The sequence below is a fragment of the Acetobacter sp. genome, assembly GCF_047723915.1.
GTDB lineage: Bacteria > Pseudomonadota > Alphaproteobacteria > Acetobacterales > Acetobacteraceae > Acetobacter.
Window position 1 is genome coordinate 20,205 of the sequence record NZ_JBDOBQ010000019.1, and the last position, 16,704, is coordinate 36,908.

Annotated in this window: 14 protein-coding genes; 4 read left to right on the forward strand and 10 right to left on the reverse strand. The window is 57.0% G+C overall.

The window, feature by feature from the left end:
- The first annotated feature begins 632 nt into the window (after positions 1-632).
- The 3 genes from ABF990_RS10550 (at position 633) to ABF990_RS10560 (ending at position 4,544) form a co-directional block, all read left to right on the forward strand.
- Complete coding sequence (locus ABF990_RS10550) at positions 633-2,894, forward strand: EAL domain-containing protein (RefSeq protein WP_415500542.1); 2,262 nt, start codon at positions 633-635, stop codon at positions 2,892-2,894.
- 182 nt (positions 2,895-3,076) lie between these two features.
- Positions 3,077-3,706 (forward strand): PadR family transcriptional regulator, encoded by a 630-nt coding sequence (locus ABF990_RS10555; protein ID WP_415491848.1) that lies wholly within the window; start codon positions 3,077-3,079, stop codon positions 3,704-3,706.
- A gap of 22 nt (positions 3,707-3,728) precedes the next feature.
- The gene (locus ABF990_RS10560) at positions 3,729-4,544 is read left to right on the forward strand and encodes a siderophore-interacting protein (RefSeq protein WP_415500541.1); all 816 of its coding nucleotides are present in this window, start codon (positions 3,729-3,731) and stop codon (positions 4,542-4,544) included.
- A gap of 10 nt (positions 4,545-4,554) precedes the next feature.
- Here the strand turns inward: ABF990_RS10560 and ABF990_RS10565 are convergent, their stop codons facing one another.
- From ABF990_RS10565 to ABF990_RS10600, 8 genes are all read right to left on the reverse strand, one after another.
- Positions 4,555-5,160 carry a glutathione S-transferase gene (locus ABF990_RS10565; RefSeq protein ID WP_415500546.1) on the reverse strand — a complete coding sequence of 202 codons (606 nt, stop codon included), beginning with the start codon at positions 5,158-5,160 and terminating at the stop codon, positions 4,555-4,557.
- A 165-nt stretch (positions 5,161-5,325) separates the two neighbouring features.
- Positions 5,326-5,838: a hypothetical protein gene (locus tag ABF990_RS10570; RefSeq protein ID WP_415491850.1), complete on the reverse strand. Its 513-nt coding sequence runs from the start codon at positions 5,836-5,838 to the stop codon at positions 5,326-5,328.
- 528 nt (positions 5,839-6,366) lie between these two features.
- On the reverse strand, positions 6,367-7,284 hold the full coding sequence (locus ABF990_RS10575) for a restriction endonuclease (RefSeq protein WP_415500540.1): 918 nt from the start codon (positions 7,282-7,284) through the stop codon (positions 6,367-6,369).
- Positions 7,285-7,288: 4 nt separating this feature from the next.
- A complete protein-coding gene (locus tag ABF990_RS10580; protein ID WP_415500539.1) occupies positions 7,289-8,614 on the reverse strand; it encodes a restriction endonuclease subunit S in 1,326 nt (441 codons plus the stop codon).
- Positions 8,611-10,074, reverse strand: a complete 1,464-nt coding sequence (locus tag ABF990_RS10585; RefSeq protein WP_415500538.1) for an N-6 DNA methylase — start codon at positions 10,072-10,074, stop codon at positions 8,611-8,613. The genes ABF990_RS10580 and ABF990_RS10585 overlap by 4 nt, the downstream gene beginning before the upstream one ends.
- Positions 10,075-13,452, reverse strand: a complete 3,378-nt coding sequence (gene hsdR, locus ABF990_RS10590) for a type I restriction-modification system endonuclease (protein WP_415500537.1) — start codon at positions 13,450-13,452, stop codon at positions 10,075-10,077.
- A 43-nt stretch (positions 13,453-13,495) separates the two neighbouring features.
- Positions 13,496-14,068: a recombinase family protein gene (locus ABF990_RS10595; RefSeq protein WP_415500536.1), complete on the reverse strand. Its 573-nt coding sequence runs from the start codon at positions 14,066-14,068 to the stop codon at positions 13,496-13,498.
- Positions 14,069-14,221: 153 nt separating this feature from the next.
- Positions 14,222-14,611 carry a plasmid mobilization protein gene (locus ABF990_RS10600; RefSeq protein ID WP_415500535.1) on the reverse strand — a complete coding sequence of 130 codons (390 nt, stop codon included), beginning with the start codon at positions 14,609-14,611 and terminating at the stop codon, positions 14,222-14,224.
- 228 nt (positions 14,612-14,839) lie between these two features.
- Here ABF990_RS10600 and ABF990_RS10605 point away from each other — a divergent pair, with 228 nt between their 5' ends.
- Positions 14,840-15,199, forward strand: coding sequence for a TraK family protein (locus ABF990_RS10605; protein WP_415500545.1), 360 nt, complete (start codon positions 14,840-14,842; stop codon positions 15,197-15,199).
- 335 nt (positions 15,200-15,534) lie between these two features.
- Here ABF990_RS10605 and ABF990_RS10610 read toward each other — a convergent pair whose 3' ends face one another.
- Both ABF990_RS10610 and ABF990_RS10615 read right to left on the reverse strand, forming a co-directional pair.
- The gene (locus ABF990_RS10610; protein WP_415500534.1) at positions 15,535-16,455 is read right to left on the reverse strand and encodes a replication initiator protein A; all 921 of its coding nucleotides are present in this window, start codon (positions 16,453-16,455) and stop codon (positions 15,535-15,537) included.
- A gap of 24 nt (positions 16,456-16,479) precedes the next feature.
- On the reverse strand, positions 16,480-16,701 hold the full coding sequence (locus ABF990_RS10615; protein WP_415500533.1) for a helix-turn-helix transcriptional regulator: 222 nt from the start codon (positions 16,699-16,701) through the stop codon (positions 16,480-16,482).
- Between the last annotated feature and the right edge of the window lie 3 nt (positions 16,702-16,704).

Sequence of the window (16,704 nt, forward strand, 5' to 3'; positions counted from 1 at the left end):
TTCCGTGAAATTTATTGCATAAAATCCAGGCTTTGCCATAGTGATTGCGGTTCCGTTTTTATTGCCTGCCCCTATGAGCCGTTCTTTGTTTATTTAGCCTGCATTCCACAATTTTTTCCTAACAGATGGGCATATCCGCCAATCAAGCACCCTCTCCCGTCAGACATGGTCCCGCAATGCGGTATATGAAAGCCCTGACAGCGGGATCATGATCACAACTCAAGGCGATCGGATTTTGCGCCACTTCCCTGCGCATGGGTAACAGGGGGCAGGCAGGGTATTTTACGCAATATCGGCAATCGTGCAGGTTTTTTTAGGGAATTTTCGCCACTGTCCTGAATGTGGCGCCATACAGGCCAGCACGTGCGGGGTTATCTCTTCCGGCCAGGAGTTCATGACAATGATTGCAAAAGCCGACAAGTCATTCCCCCTGCCCCTGGCACGGTCCGCAGGCGACCCCGTTCCGACATACCCTGTTGCGGCAGCACCATGGTCCGGGCATTGCGTAACCGGCATGGATACATCCGCCCGGCCGCCATCCCGCCGGATGCCTACAACACAGTGACACTTATCCAAAGTCCGGCATGATTTTACGCCGGGCTCCCTGCTTTATGTTCCATCAAGGTCGGTCAATGTCTGCATCCTCCGCCCCCCTGCCCCCTGTCGTAGAAAACATCGCGCTGTATTTCGACATGCTTGAGCAGGCAACCGACGGTGTGGTCATTATCGATAACCGCAACCACATTGTCTTTTTCAACACCGCCGCGGAACGGCTATGGGGGCATACGGCGGCGCAGGTGATCGGGCAGAACGTGAACTGCCTTATCCCGATCGAACACAAAGCCACGCATGACGGCTATATCGCGCATAACCGCGATACGGGCCATAACCGTATTGTCGGCAAATCGCGCGAAATAACCTTCACCCGTAGCAACGGGGATTATGTCGCAGCCGAGATGTCGATCTCCACCGCAGTACTCGGCCCCCAGCGCGAACGCTATTACATGGCGTTCGTCAAAGGCGTGACGGAGGAAAGTCACCGCCGGAAAATTCTTGATCTGCAGAACCATGTTTTCACGCAGCTTGCCGGAGAAATGACCGAAAAGGACATTGCCGGCCTGCTCTGCGCGGAGGCAGAGCGCATGGTCCCCAACAGCGTGGCTGTGCTGCTCCAGGTCACGCCGGGGGTGGAACTGGAAATCCTTTCGGGGGAAGGGCTGCCGTGGCGCAGGATCGCGTCACTGACAAACGTGATCCTGACCGATGACGATATAGCGGCCCTGCACGCCAACCCCGAAGACGCGCGTGCCCTCGTCTGGCACAGCAGGGCCAGCGACGCACAGGAAATCGAATTGCGGGACTGCTGGGCCTCCGCCGTTTTCGGTAATTCCGGCGAACTGATCGGCATATTCGCCCTGTATTCGCGCAACCGCGACAAAACGACCGACTGGCCGCAGAAAATTGTCGCGGGATGCGTGCCGTCCTGCGCCGCCATTATCAAACAGGGGCTGACCCGCCAGCACCTGACGCGCCTCAACCATTACGACGTCCTGACAGGGCTGCTGAACCGCGCCTCCATTACCGCCACCCTCAAGGACATGACATCGCAGCCAACGCCCTTGCCTTTTGCGCTGCTGGTGCTCGATCTGGACCTGTTCCAGGACATCAACAATGTCATGGGCTACGACCAGGGCGACGTTCTGCTACAGATCGTGGCCAGACGTCTTGCCCAGCAATGCCGGGGCAATTTTGTGCTGGGCCGGCTGGGCGGGGACGATTTCGTGGTGATCATGCCTGGCGGAAACGTCGAAACCACGCGAACCTTCGCCGAAACGTTCACAACCGCCATGAGCGAACCCATAGAAATCAATGGGCAGGAACTGATAATTTCCTTCAGCATCGGTATCAGCCTGTATCCGTATGACGGCGTTGAAATCGAGCAGATTCTCAATCATGCCGATGTCGCCATGCGCGAAGCCAAAAAAACCGCCCGTGGCAGTTTCCGGCTGCTGAGCGGCGTCGCCAATGACGAGGTGAAATCGCGGCTGATTATCGGCTCGGCCCTGCGCAAGGCTGTCCGGCATTCGGAACTGCACCTGTTCTACCAGCCACAGATCTGCACCATGACAGGCCGGCTTTACGGGGTTGAAGCCCTTGCACGCTGGTTTCATCCCACCCTAGGGGCGGTGCCACCGTCACGGTTCATTCCCATTGCCGAAGAAACAGGGCAGATCATAGCGATCGGCAAATGGTCCATTGAGGAAGCATGCCGCCAGCTCGCCAAATGGGACATGGCGGGGATTGTTGTGCCCGTTGTCAGCGTCAACATCTCGGCCGCCCATTTCTACGGCACCGATCTGGCTGGCCATATCAGGGCCCTGCTTGACCGCTACGACCTGGACGCATCGCGCCTGACGGTAGAAATTACCGAAAGTGTCATGATGCAGAACCATACCGAGGCCATGACCGCCATTCGCGAAATCGGGGTGGGGTTGTCGCTGGACGATTTTGGAACCGGGTTTTCATCCCTGTCGCGTCTGGCCCATCTGCCCCTGACCGAAATCAAGATCGACCGCAGCTTTGTCGTGAATTTCGAGCGCGATGTCAGCGCGCTGATCGTAACGGAAGCCGCAATCAATATCGGCAAACGCCTGGGCGTGAAGGTCGTGACCGAAGGGGTGGAGGAAACACGCCAGGAAACCAGGCTGAGAGCCATGGGGTGCGATGTCATGCAGGGCTATCTGTTCAGCAAACCCATGCCACCCGCCGACCTGCCGGAGTGGCTCCGCAACTTCTCCGCCCTATCCCACTCCCAGACTCAGCCCCAGTCCCAGTCAGAGGCACAGGCACAGGCACAGGCACAGGCACAGGCACAGCCCCGAACGGGCAAATAAAAGAACACCAGCAGGGAACGTAACCCCGCGTCATGCCTTATGAGCAAGACGCCGCGGGCAAAATGCCAAAGCCACCAGCAGGGGCATAAGATGGCAAGGCCGATACAGGCCGGAACGTCCGCTGAACCCGGTATGGCAAATAGCGCTTGCATCACTATCTTACGATATGTATATCTTACGACATGATTAGACATCTTAAATCCAGACTCCATCATCACGCCTTCTTCCACACCGCAGGCCGGCACAGGGGCGGCCACGATGGTGGCCATGGCTTTGGTGGTGGTTTTGGCCGCCGGTTTGGCGGCGGAGATTTTCCCACCAGCCGCAAGTTCAGTTCGGAAGAATTGCAGCTCCTGCTTCTTGCCCTGCTGGCCGAACGCCCGGCCCACGGTTACGAACTGATCCGCCAGTTGGAAGAAAAATCCGGCGGTTTCTATGCCCCCAGCCCCGGCATGATCTACCCGGCCCTGACCTATCTGGACGAAATCGGCCAGGCGGTCTCAACGCCCGAGGGCAATCGCAAGCTCTATACCCTGACCGAAACAGGCAGCGCCTACCTTCAGGCGAACCGTGCACGGGTCGACGCCATTCTGGACACGCTGGCGCGGATCGGCAGCCGCATGTCCGAGGTCCGCGACGCTTTTGCCGGTGTCGATGCAACGGACCCCCAGGCCGCGGATGAAATCCACCAGGCCCGCCGCACGATCAAGCAGGCCCTCATGAGCAAGCGTGGCTGTTCGGCCGAGGAAGCTCGCCGTATCGCGGATATTCTCAACCGGGCCGCCAAGGACATTCTTGGCACGTCTCACTAACCGCGACGCAGGACCCCTTTTCATGACCTCACTCCTCCGCCATACGGCGCTGCGTGTGCGCTACCCCCTGCGGTTTCGCATGATCCAGGTTGCACGCATCGAACCCGTTTCTCCGCGCATGCGCCGGATTATTTTTACCGGCGACGATCTGGACGGTTTTACCTCCGGCGCGGCTGACGATCACGTCAAACTGTTCTTTCCCCTGCCGGGCACGGACACGCCGCATCTGCCGACACTGGTGGATGGCAAGCCGGTGCACGATCCGTCCGCCCCCGTCATCATGCGTGATTACACGCCCCGCGCCTTCAACCCCCAAACGCGGGAACTGGCCATAGAATTCGTCCTGCACGGGGACGGCCCGGCCAGCGGCTGGGCGGCCCAGGCACAGCCCGGCCAATGGCTGGGCATGGGCGGACCGCGCGGCTCGTTCCTGGTGCCCGACACATATGGGGCTTACCTGCTGATGGGGGACGAAACCGCCCTGCCCGCCATAGCCCGACGGCTGGAAGAGCTGCCGGCTGGCCGCAAAGCCCTTGTCATGATCGAGATCGCCGACATGCAGGAACAACGCGTGCTGGACACCCGTGCGGACGCCACCATCCAGTGGCTCCCACGCAACGGCACCCCGGCAGGCCAGTCCGATGTGCTGGTGCAGGCCTTGCGGCAGACGACACTCCCCGACGTGGATCTCCACGCCTGGGTCGGGGCTGAAATCCGAACCGCCCGTGCCCTGCGCGAGTGCCTTATGAAAGAAAAAGGCCTTGCGCGCGATCAGGTCCGGGCGGCGGGATACTGGCGCGAGGGCACGCCAGATGGCGGCGCCCGCGTGGAAGACTGAATAATATCCTTCAGATCAGCCCTTCTTCCTTCAGGGCTTTTAATGCCGCTGGCCGGGCCAGCACACGCTCCTTGAGCGCCCAGGCCTTCCTGTGGTGAGAAATATCCACATTCTTGAAAGCCGCCCAACTCATGACCACGGCGGCATAGGCATCAGCCTGCGTGAACTCGGCCCCCAGCCAGTAGGGGCCGGTTGCATCCAGCATGCCTTCGAGCTGCTGCATGCGCCGATGAATGTCATGCCGGATGCTCTCCAGCCCCTCCGCCGTCAGGCCGGGGGCGAACAGGCCGCTGAACGCCTTGTGAAAATCACCGCAAAAACCCAGCGCTTCCTGCAGGCGTGCCCGCGCCATGGACCCGTACGCGGGACGAAACGCGGCAATATCGGAATGGTCGCCCAGATACTGAAGAATGGCGGCATTCTGCGTCAGAACCACACCCGGTTCAAGCTCGATCGCGGGCACCGCGCCACGCGGGTTGACTGTCAGATAATCCACCCCGGTTTCTGTCCTGTGGGTTGCCAGATCGACCGCCTCCAGCGTGTAGGGCGCACCGATTTCAGCCAGCACGATATGCGACGCCAGGGAACACGCCCCAGCCAGATAATACAGTTTCATCATCTCAGCCTTTCCTTCTAACGGAACGGAGCATGACGCAACTTTTCGTCCGCGTAAAACCCCATACATATCACCGGAAAACCACCCGGATCACACATGGCGGACACCGCATGCCCCTGACAGGCGCCGGCACGACGGGCGCAGGAAACAGGCGGCGGAGTACGCTCAGAGCTTCTGCTGCATATGATTGCGCAAGGCATTGCAACGCGTCGTATAATGCGACGCCTTGGAGGCCGTAATAAAATTCAATACAAACGCGGCTGCCAGGGAAAGAAAGGACAGAATTGCAAGCACTTCGCCTTTCAGACCTATGGGGTCGTTGTAAAACAGGCCCGAAACCCACAACAGCCCAATACTCAGGACTGCACCGACAAAGCCGCATACACCCGTGATCTTGATCATGGAATCTTCCACGCTTTCAAAATCATTTGTTTCCCGCCACAGGTCGAAAAGCTGCTTGTCGATCTCTACGGCCATGCTGCTGTGGCGCTGCTTGTCTTCCTCTGTCGTCTTGTGGGGGTTCTTGCGGTAAATCTCCAGTTCCTGCCGCGCTTTGGTAAAAACGCGCCGCCGCTCCTTGATGGCAGGAATACTGATATCCACAAAGCTGAGAATGGCAACGTTCAGCCCTGCCGAAAGCTGAATAATTGCCTGAAAATCTCCCCACGTAACGCTCATGACGCCTCCCTGCCCAGACCGACCCGATCGGCACAGTTTTAGCGGCACCACAGAAAACGGGAAAAGCGCCCGCAGCATGCCTGCTATTCTGCACGTTTTTCAAAAAACCTGAACAGGCTGCCCGCCCCAGACCTTGCCAGATCTCCGTACCATGACAGAGCACCGGGTTTCAGGCTTACCCGTCTGTGGCCCCCAGCATGCAAAACCCTGCCCTTACAGAGCCCGCGCGGGAGAGGCTGCAAAAACGTCCCAACCACCGCCGCGCACGCCGCACCCAAGCTGGCAGACAAACAAAAAAGGCAGGGCGTTACCGCCCTGCCCCGCATACTCGGTTCTTCCACACCCCCGCTGTACCGGCAGTGCGTTACGTCGGAGGGGTTATTCCCACTCGATTATAAATTACAGAAATTTCCATAGGAAAAACAGCTATTTATATTTCTAATTGACATCGATGCCATGAAAAATACCCCTTCCGGAAAAAATACTCGTTGGCACGGTACAGTCTTGATCCGGTGGCGCACTGCTGAGCTATTCCTCCGAAAAAAAGTCCTCATCGAGCCGCTTGAACTCAATCCTGCGGCTAACACGAACGCCCACGCCATATTCGATCATCAGGTCGGTCAGCCGCTCCCCATCGATCAGGATGACTCTCTGGGCGAGGTGCTTAACGTAGTCCCTCGCCTGACTGCTGAAGGTAGAGGTGGTGACAAACACGCCCTTCGTGGCACCGTGGCCGACCAAGCTGCCGACGAAGGCCTGCACATCAGGACGGCCGACCGTTGTTTCAGCGTAGCGCTTGGCCTGCACGTAGACCCGGTCCAGTCCCAGCCTGTCTTCGTTAATGACACCGTCCACGCCGCCGTCGCCTGAACGGCCGAGTTGGGTGGCCGCATTCTTGTGCGACCCGCCATAGCCCATGGCGATCAGCAGATCAACGATCAGTTGCTCGAAGAAGGCCGGTGTGTTCTGGACGATACGTTCCAGCAGGTCCGCGCGGAGGGCCGATTGCACGGCCTGATAGGCCGCCTCAATCTGTTCCTCCGGCGTGCCGGTTTCGACCGACGGAGCGATGGCAACAGGGGCGGCATTGTCTTCAGAAAACTTCTGACCACTGTAAAATTCGCGGAAGCCTTCATAGTTTTTCAACTCATCCACGCCGATGCGCTCTGGAGAGGCCGCCAGCAGTGCCCGCCCGGCATCCGTCGCGATGAAACGCCCCCGCTTTGGGGAGGCCAAGAGGCCCGCCTTGGACAAATAGAATTTTGCCCACTGGATACGGTTGTACAGCAGGCGTTGCCGTCCACTGGGTAGCATTTCTTCGCGTTCATCGGGGCTGAGGCCGAGATCATCCGCGATGCGCTCGGCGGCATCGGCCACGCGCTGCTCGCCACTGGTGGCGAGGGGCAGGACCGGCAGCATCAATGTCTGATAATCGGGAATGGCCATGGGGTCAGGCCGCTTTCTTGCGGCCGCGTTTGGCCTTTGGCGCGGCGCTGCGTTCTGCCCGGATGCGATCGAGCAAGGCGCTCGCGGGTTCGTCGGCGGGGTCTTGCGGCACGAGTTCGCCCTTGAAGGCCTTGGCCAACACCGATTGATCTAGATGGTCGATCAGCTTGCGGGCGCTGATCGCATCGGCGGCGAGACGATCAATCCACACAAAAGCGGATTGGATGCGACAGACAATCTCAGACTGTTCTGGCAAAGAAAATGCAGGGATTCCCAACGCTATAAATTTGCCCTGCGTGAGGTTCAAACCGCTGTCGCTAATGCCTGTTTTCATAACCTCCAACTCTGAGAGGCACTGAGGTGTGTTGAGCATATAAGTAACAAACGCCGGATCAGCCATTTCTTGATTGATGCGAAGACGATAGGCTTTGTCACACAGCATCAACTTAGGGTGATCTTCGTTAACAAGACACGAAATGGCTACCCTGCTGCGCGGGCCTGCGCGGGTTGTGAGCACGTCACCAGCATTGATGACGATTCCCGGACGAGGCTTGAGATCAGTAGGAAGACGCTTGTTTTCCTGCGGTAAAAAATGAACGGACTGGATTGCTGTCGTCTTAATGACGCCCCAGTCATTTAAGCCTGCTGGCTCGCTAGCGCACTTAGGGCTCCAGCCCTGATCCAATGAATCTATAAATTCCGATAACGGCAGCAGCTTCGGGGACCGGCGTTTAGTACACAGGTCGCCCCGGAAGGCGGCGGCGAGGATGGTCTGTTTGTATTTCTCGACGAGGCGGGGAATGTGGTCGAGATGGTCGCGGGCGCGTCTGGATTTGCCGGTGAGGCTGTCGATCTTCGCCACGATCCGTCGTTGTTCGGGGAGTGGAGGAATGGGAACCTCCGTTTCTTCGAACTTCCCTTTAGTGACGTGACGAAGCCCGACCCCACCGTGTGCCTTCGCAATTTGCTCGTCTAGCGTTTGATTAATCGCATGGCGCAAGAAGTTTCGATCGAAGGCATTTCGATCAAAACGAACGTTGAAAATATGTTGGTTGAGAACGGCCTTCGGGCCATTCCAGATATGCGCACCAAAGGAAGTGCCTGGAGTGCCAGACCACGCAAACAGCAGGTCACCGTCTTCGATCAGAAATCGTTCATCCACCGTTCCGTCGAAGTGATTAAACTTATTGTCGGGTCTGTTTAGGTTTTGAATACGAACAATGGGAAGCCCAGATGCGGACCAGTCGGAGGGCTTGAACGCTTTCCCGTTAACCAAGTCGCAGATTTCACCGATGGTTGTACCGGCCCAGCCGTGCGGCATATCGCTCATTCTGCCGCCTGCCCCACAGCAGCCTCATCAACGCTATCCGGCTCCAATTCTTCCGAAAGCGTTTCAATTTCCTCTAACGCTGCCTTCAAATGACCGATGATGGCAGCAGCGATATCCTCCGGCTCGATCAGCGCCTCTTCCGCTTCTGCCTCAGTATCGCGAAGCCAGCTTATGTCGAGGTTGTCATTACGACCGCTGATGGCGGCGCGATCGAACTTGCGCCAACGGCTGTCCTCCCCGCCATCTCGCCGTTTGGATCCGCCATTGGCGTCCGCGCCATACGCCTTTTCAAAATCCGCAAAGTCGGCAACGGTCAGCGGTCGTGTCTTGCCATAGGCCGGAGCGTTTGCCCGCATGTCATACACCCAGACCGCCTTAGTGTTATCCTTGTCGCTTTTGCCACGCCGGAAGAACAGCACGTTGGTCTTGACGCCCTGCGCGTAGAAAATGCCGGTCGGCAGGCGCAGGACGGTGTGCAGGTCGCACAGATCCATCAGCCAGGTGCGCAGGCGGCGACCGGTATTGTCCTCGAACAGTACATTATCGGGGATAACTACGGCGGCGCGGCCACCAGGAGCCAACGCGCGCACGATATGTTCGACAAAGGCCAACTGCTTGTTCGACGTATCCGCCGTGATCGAGAAGTCGGAACGGGTCGGACGTCCTCCGCCCTTCTTGGTGCCAAATGGCGGATTGGTCAGGATCAGATTGGCCTTAGGCAGCGCCTCCCCATCGGGGGACAGCGTGTCGATATTCTCCATCCCACCTTCGATACCATGAAGCAGCAAATTCATCATGCTCAGACGGTGAGTATCCGGCACCAGTTCCGCGCCAGAGAAAGCGTTGTGCCGCTGGAAGAAGGCCTGTTGCTCGGTCAGTGTGTAGAGATCGTCCGTGTGATCCTTGATGTAGCGATCGGCCGCGACGAGGAAACCCGCCGTTCCACCGGCTGGGTCCTGGATCACTTCGCCCGGCTGCGGCTGCATCAGGCGCACGATGCAGTCGATCAGCGGGCGGGGCGTGAAGTATTGTCCTGCACCGGATTTCTTGTCGGCCGCGTTCTTTTCCAACAGACCTTCATAAAGGTTGCCCAGCCCCTCTTCGCGGGCAGAGAACCAGTCGAGCTGATCGATGTTGGACGTTAGTGCTTTGAGGTTGGTTGGCTTACGCAGACGGGTCTGGGCGTCGATGAAGATTGCGCTGACGAGCGCATCTTTCGCCTTGCCGAGTTCCAGCAACATCGCCTTGTAATAATCTAGCTGTTCCAAGCCTTCTCGTTTGGCAAGCAGGCCCCATCGCCAATCTTTCGGCAAACGCTCTTCCCTGCCTGTCTCTTCCAGCATCTTGAGGAAAAGAAGGTAAGTCAGCTCTGTCACATATTCGTTGTAGGTGACGCCATCATCGCGCAAGACGTTGCACAGGCTCCAAAGCTTGGCGACGATGTCAGTGGTCGTGCTCATTTACGCGGTCTTCTTCCACAACTCTTCGTTAATCCCGACGAGGATGCTTTCCAGCTCTCCGCCGAACACTTTATTAAGGCGATTGAAGCCGCCATCGGCGATAAACGGCTCCTTGTCGATGGCGACACGATCCACCACAATCTCTTTTTCGATCTGCTCGCCGATCCGCTTGAGCCAGCGTTTCTGCGGGTCTGTCCATGCACGGCTCGCCATGATGGCCCGCATCGCGTGTCGCACACGGTCTTCATAAGGGATCAGGGCATCGCCCAGGGCTGCCTGCCGGACGAAGCCGATGACAGACGCGGCAATTTCCTCATTGCGTGCATCCGCCCACGCACGGCGCAGATTGGCGTCGGAAAAGCCCTTGGAGTCTAGGGCAAGGCGCAATGCCTTCAGATCGGCGCGGGTCAGATCACGAGGTCGTTGCACGACGACTTTGAGTGCTGCGATCGTGTTGATGTTGTCGCGCACGAAGGCGGCGAAGCTGTCCAGAAAATCCTCAGGCTTTGCGCCGCTGCCATAACCGCGCGACACTTCAACGATATGATCCGCGTGCTTGGAAATCGGAACATAACCGACATTATCGCCATCAGCCTGCCAATCGAGGATAGGGCCGATCGCAGCATGATCCTTCAGCCATGCGGCAAGGCCCTGTGCATCACCGGACATGACCCGTTGCAGCATCGCCTCCGGCGTTTCGCCCGCTGAGGCTTCAAACTGCTGTCTTGCATCATCGGTCAGCTTTTTGATCCGACGACGCAGCTTCACGGCGAGCTGTTCGCGAATGGCCTCCCGCTGCTCATCGTTCTGCGCTGCTGTCATTTCGTGGACGAGCTGGGAAAAGCTGATCGAAGGGTTAACGACGACCGGCTTCATGTCGGTCATGTTCTGGAGGTGGGGATAGAGATCGACGGCGTCGAAAATCCGGAAGACTTCTTTGCCTATTTCCGGACACTGACGCGTGGCGCGACCAATCATCTGTTCATACAGGATACGACTGTTCACCCGGCGCAGGAACACGAGGTTGGTGATTTTTGGCACATCAATGCCAGTGGTAAGGAGGTCGACGGTCACAACGATTTGCGGATTGGCATCGTTGCGGAACGAGCGAATCCAGCTCTTCACCTTGTCCACGCTACCCGTGATTTTTTTGACGGCTGCGTCGTCAATCTCGCCATAGTGCTCAGCAAATGCGGTTTTGATCGCGCTGACCACCATATCCGCATGGGCATCGGTGGCTGCGAAGATCAGCGTTTTACCGGGTAGCGCTGGATCGATGTGGCGCGCTAGTTCCTCCGCCACGACACTATTGAACTTGGGGGTAATGACCTGGCGGTTGAAAGCCTCGACCTCAAAACGGATTTCGTCCGGCGCATGAGCCAGATCGACTTCGCCGGTCCGGGTGTTGAGCAGTTCAAGCTCTTCATTCTTCTCGAATTTGATACCCGAGCGCGCTAGCGCTGTTTCGATGCGGATCGGCGGCTCATGGTCAATCAGGAATCCATCCACTACGGCTTCGCGATAGGAATAGGTGAAGACTGGATCACCGAAAATATCCGTGGTGTGAAGCGCAGGCGTGGCCGTCAGGCCGATCTTGACCGCGTCGAAATAGTCCAGAACGCGCCGATATTTGGAGATGTAGTCGTCCTGCCCCCGGAAGCTGAGTTCGGCATCAGACATCTCCCGGTCGAGCAGATAGCCCCGATGGCATTCGTCGATGACCATCAGGTCATATTGGTCCACAGGCGGCACGGATGCTGCATCGGCGGCGAACAGCACACGCTTCACCAAGCCTTGAATAGTGCAGATGTGGACCTTGGTTTCCACATCCGGGGTCACGTCTCCCAGCCCCTTTAGGCCAAAGATTTCCGCGAATGTCTTGCCGGATACGACTTTAGTTGTCGAAAACTCTCCCTCAGTCTGATCGCCAAGGGCGCTGCGATCAACCACGAAGCATATGCGCCGGAACCGCTTCACTGAGAGCAAGCGGTACAACATGGCGATGGCCAGCTTGGTCTTTCCAGTTCCGGTTGCCATCGCGACCAGAACAGCCCGCTGTTCAGCCGACAGGGCGGCTTCCACGGACCGGATGGCGCTTTCCTGATAATGGCGAAGCGGAAAGCCAAATTCGAACGGCTGCGCCTGTAGCGCGGCATCCGCAGCATCTTGATTGACTTCAAGCAGGCCGGTCAGACCTTCCGGCGTCGGCCAATCAACCAATGCACGGCGATGGTTCGCGGTGCGCCGGGTGTCACGGAACCAGATACCGCTCTCTGTCTCGATTTGCCTGAGATAAGATCTGCCATTCGCGCTGAACGCAAACGGCACTTTATGCTCACCCCAAGGGCCACCGGCATAACTGAAATCGACGCTATCCTTAATGCCGATCGAGTAACGCTCAGCCTGATCGATCGCAGCGGAAACATTCTTTCGGCGGCGCTTCGCTTCCACGACCCCGACCAGGGTGGTTCCGACAAACAAGGCGTAATCAGCCGGGCCATTTGCAGTAGGCCATTCAGCGATAGCGAGATTGCGGCCTTTGGCTGGGCGAATACCATTAGCGTATCGAAGCTCGCGGGTGTTCGCCTCCCATCCACGGTCGCGAAGTTGCTGGTCTATGAGCGCGCGTGTTTCCGCCTCGTCGAGGTCGATCTTTATCGCAGCCTTTTCGCCTCGCTCCACCAACTGAGCAGCTACAGCGCGAGGGATGGCCTCCGCCTCAGCTTGGAGTGCGGCGAGCTTGGCAGTGACCTCGGCCTTCTCGGCATCGATGTCCTGAGCGATCTTCTCCCAAGCGGAACGCTCCTCAGCCTCGCGCGTCAACCTCTCTTCCACTGCCTCCCGCGCGTGAGCGTGTTCGTCAGCCTCAAGTCGAGCGCGCGCCGCATCGCCTTCAGTTTCCGCTACTTTTTGCCTAAGATTTTCGATCTCTTCGCGTAACGCAACCGTCGCATCGACGGGCTTGCGCGGCGGAACAAAGGCACCGGACCGAAAGTTTGCTGCACGGCCATAAGTCCTATGAAACCAGATACCGAGCGACCAAGCGAGTTTCAACGCCGTAAGGGCGGCAGAGTGGTCCCCCGTTGCTTCATGTACCGCGCTATTTCCGGCCTTCCGCAAGGCATGGAAAATATCAGCGGCTTCTTTCGGTATCAGGCGATCATAAGAAAGGCGTCGCAGGGTTTCCTCGAATGTTTCACGCTCATCACGATAAACCGCATGATGGGCAGCGACCAGCTTCGCCATCAATTCTGCGAACTGTCGCAGCTTCACGATCGCCGTGGAGGGATCGCTAGGGAAATAGCTTTCCGCGAGACCACCAAGAGTCACCAATTGTTTGTTGTGCGGCGCTAAGAAATCGAAGTTCAACGAATTCATCGTACACCTCGGTTCTTGATCAAGTGTTTATGCCCCGCAAAAGTCATGAATGCCTCGGGGCAACGACGCCTACATGCTTGTAGAGCGTGGTCCGGGAAACTCCATAACGTCGGGCCACGTCAGCAACCTGAATTTCTGGGTCGCGCAGGAGCGCCTTGATCTCGCGGACCTGCTTCTCCCCAAGCTTGGGTTTGCGGCCGCCGGAGCGGCCTCTAGCGCGAGCTGCGGCTAGGCCAGCATGGGTGCGCTCGCGGATCAGGCTACGCTCGAACTCCGCCAGGGCAGCAAACACGTGAAAAACGAGTTTTCCAGCAGCACTGCCGGTCTCAATTTTCTCGGTTAGGCTTTCGAAGCTGATGCCGCTGCGTTCAAGATCGGCCACAATCTGCACCAAGTCGGGTAGACTGCGACCGAGCCTGTCTAAGCGCCACACCACGAGAGTGTCGCCGCTACGGAGAGCCTTGCGGCACTGCTCAAGCTCAGGGCGTGTGGCGCTCTTACCGCTCGCGGCCTCTTCATAGATGACACCGCACCCGGCCTGCTGAAGCGCGTCGCGCTGTAGATCCAGATGCTGGTCTTCCGTGGAGACCCGCGCATATCCAATACGCTGATTCATTGACGAAACCGGAACATTGAAAACTTGACGGCAATGCTAACCCAGCGGATGCCGTTCGGCTAGTCCGGAATGCCCATCTTCAACCTGTCCAGAAAATGACCGTTTTCTGGACAATCTTCTCCTGCCTCATAAACTCCACACCAAAACGAGCCATCAGTCACAGATAGCTTTCTCCATAGCTACAATCAGGCTCGAAAGCTCGCCTTGCTTAGCCAAAATCGTATTGAGCGCGGCTCTCACTTCGCTCTCTGGAACAGCTTGGCTGGGCGGGTCCACAAGCCATAATTTCAAGAGACCACCCAGCCGCCCGAAGTCACCCCGTAACCGCCCAACCGCATAGAGGGTTTCAAGGTCGATTTTACTTGGCGGTTCGTATCCAAGAGCCAGCTTCCGAAGCAAGGCAGAAACAGGAAGTCGCACCTGCCGGGCTGTATCCTGAATGGCCTTCCTCTCGTCCTCTGTAACGCTTACCCAAATAGGTTTCTTTGAGCGCGGACCGATGTGCTTCTGCCGCCTTTTCTTGGCGTCATTTTCTCCTGACATATTTCCCCTGCCCTCCTGATTCCGCATTGAGCCGAAGGCGAATAAGCACGTCGTCCCCTATGGGGCGACCTATCTTGCTTTCAAACATCACGCGACAATATGCAATTATATGCGAATGCACCCCCGGTCTCACGATCAGGAAGATTTTCGCATATATTCGCCTATAATTGCGCATATTGGATTATATTCGCGCACTAATGGGAAGGCTATGCCTTGGAAGTGATTACAATGACGCCAAATAAGAAGGGGATGGCTCGCGTGAGGTTTCTTGCCCTGAAATCCGTCATCGCAGAAGAGTTGAAGCAAGGTTACAACAGGTCAGATGTCTTCCAAAAACATCACGATGCTCTTCAGATGAGCTACAGTCAGTTCACTCGGCACATCAGGAAATTTATTTTGGGGCCCTCCTCACAGATATCCCAAAAAGAGCCGCCCTCTGCCCCTTCTACCGCCTTCGAGAAACAGAGCCCAAAGGCATCTCCGAAACGTCACGTCTTCAGCCCAAGGCCGCTAAACCTCAATCCGAGCCCTGATCCTGATCGTATTGCCTACTGGCTGTCTCCCGCAGGCGGCCCAGAGAAACAATGAATTGCGTACCGTTTAAACGCTACGATCAAAGTGTTTAAACACCCTCGGCTCTCGACTACATCCTATACTGCGGAACGTTGCTGTAGACATATCCCCAGCTGGAAGAGCCCCTCAGACGTTAAAAGAATATATTTAAGTTAAAACGCGCGCGCGTGTTACGGGTTAGAAAAACATATCAGTTTCAACATGTTATATGCCACTCGTGTGGGTGAAAGTACGTGTCGGGGCGTGTGTAAAGGTACGTGCTAATCCACAGGGAAACGTGGGTGAAGGTACGTGTCATTCCACAAAGCTGTCACCACTTATCAACAGGGCATTTTGGGAGGATCAGGTGTTCAATATCGCGCTGCTGCTGATGAAATGAGCGCCCCGTTCAGCGACAGATTGCGGGCAGCCGCTTTTTCGCGATCTTCTCTATTGGCAAAGAAAGTTACGTGGTCACGCTCTGTATCGAGCGATATCTGATAATCAGGTAGCAGGTTGATAACAGACAGTTCCTTTATCTGCCGTCGAAACTCTCTCAACGTCGCGGTACTGCCGCTTTTCGCGTACAGGACCGTCACAGACACACGCCATTTTGGCTGAAGACCACAATGTTTGCGGGCAAGTTCATATATGCGCCGCTCAAGCGGCTTGCGGAGTTTGAAATAATCTCGTGAAAGGGTCAGAACCCGCATGGTCGCAACAGAACGGAATAGCCAGTGAGGCAAATCCACCTCAATGGCGGTCACACGATCATCTGTTGGCGACTTTTCTACAATCCGCCATGAATCAATCAGTCCAAAGCCGCGTCGCTCACGCTGTCCATTCGTCTCAATGTTAGTCTCGATGCCAGTCCCTCTCAGCCTTGCAAGCATACCGACTATACGGCGGTAGCCGACACCCCCTGTTGAGCGGTTCGTACTACGGAGAAAATCATAGGCCGTAAAACGCACTGTTGGTGTTATGGGGCGTCCACGGTTCTTGGCCTCAACCAACTGACTGATGCAATAAATCCATAGGTCCTTGTCATGTATGGTCGCACAGCCATCCGACCCGGGCTTCACGGTCACCACGAGACCGTTACGCTCATAGGTTCTTACACGCCTATCGCCCGCTTTTAACGCAAACAGTGGATGCTCCATGCTAACCGCGTCACCCTTTGGTGCAGCCGCCAGAATGTCTGCAACGAAAAAGCCTTCCCGATGGCCGAGCTCTGCTGGGGAACATTTTGATGCCTTGCTGACGGCATGCTGTTCCCAGCGAATAGGAGACACAGGCGTTACCAACAAGCTCTGAAATCAGAAGCGCATACCAGGACGATGCGCCTGAGCACCCTGTGCCTTGCGCGTCTCAATCCACTCTATGACCTCTTCGAGATCCCACGCCACGTTTCTGCTGGTCAGCGCGATACGGCGTGGAAACTCGCCACGCCGCTCCATATTGAAGATGGTTCTTTCGGCTAGCGGTATCATTGCGTGAAGCTTTTTGCGGTCAATAAGAACCCTATCCGTGTTTCCCATTTC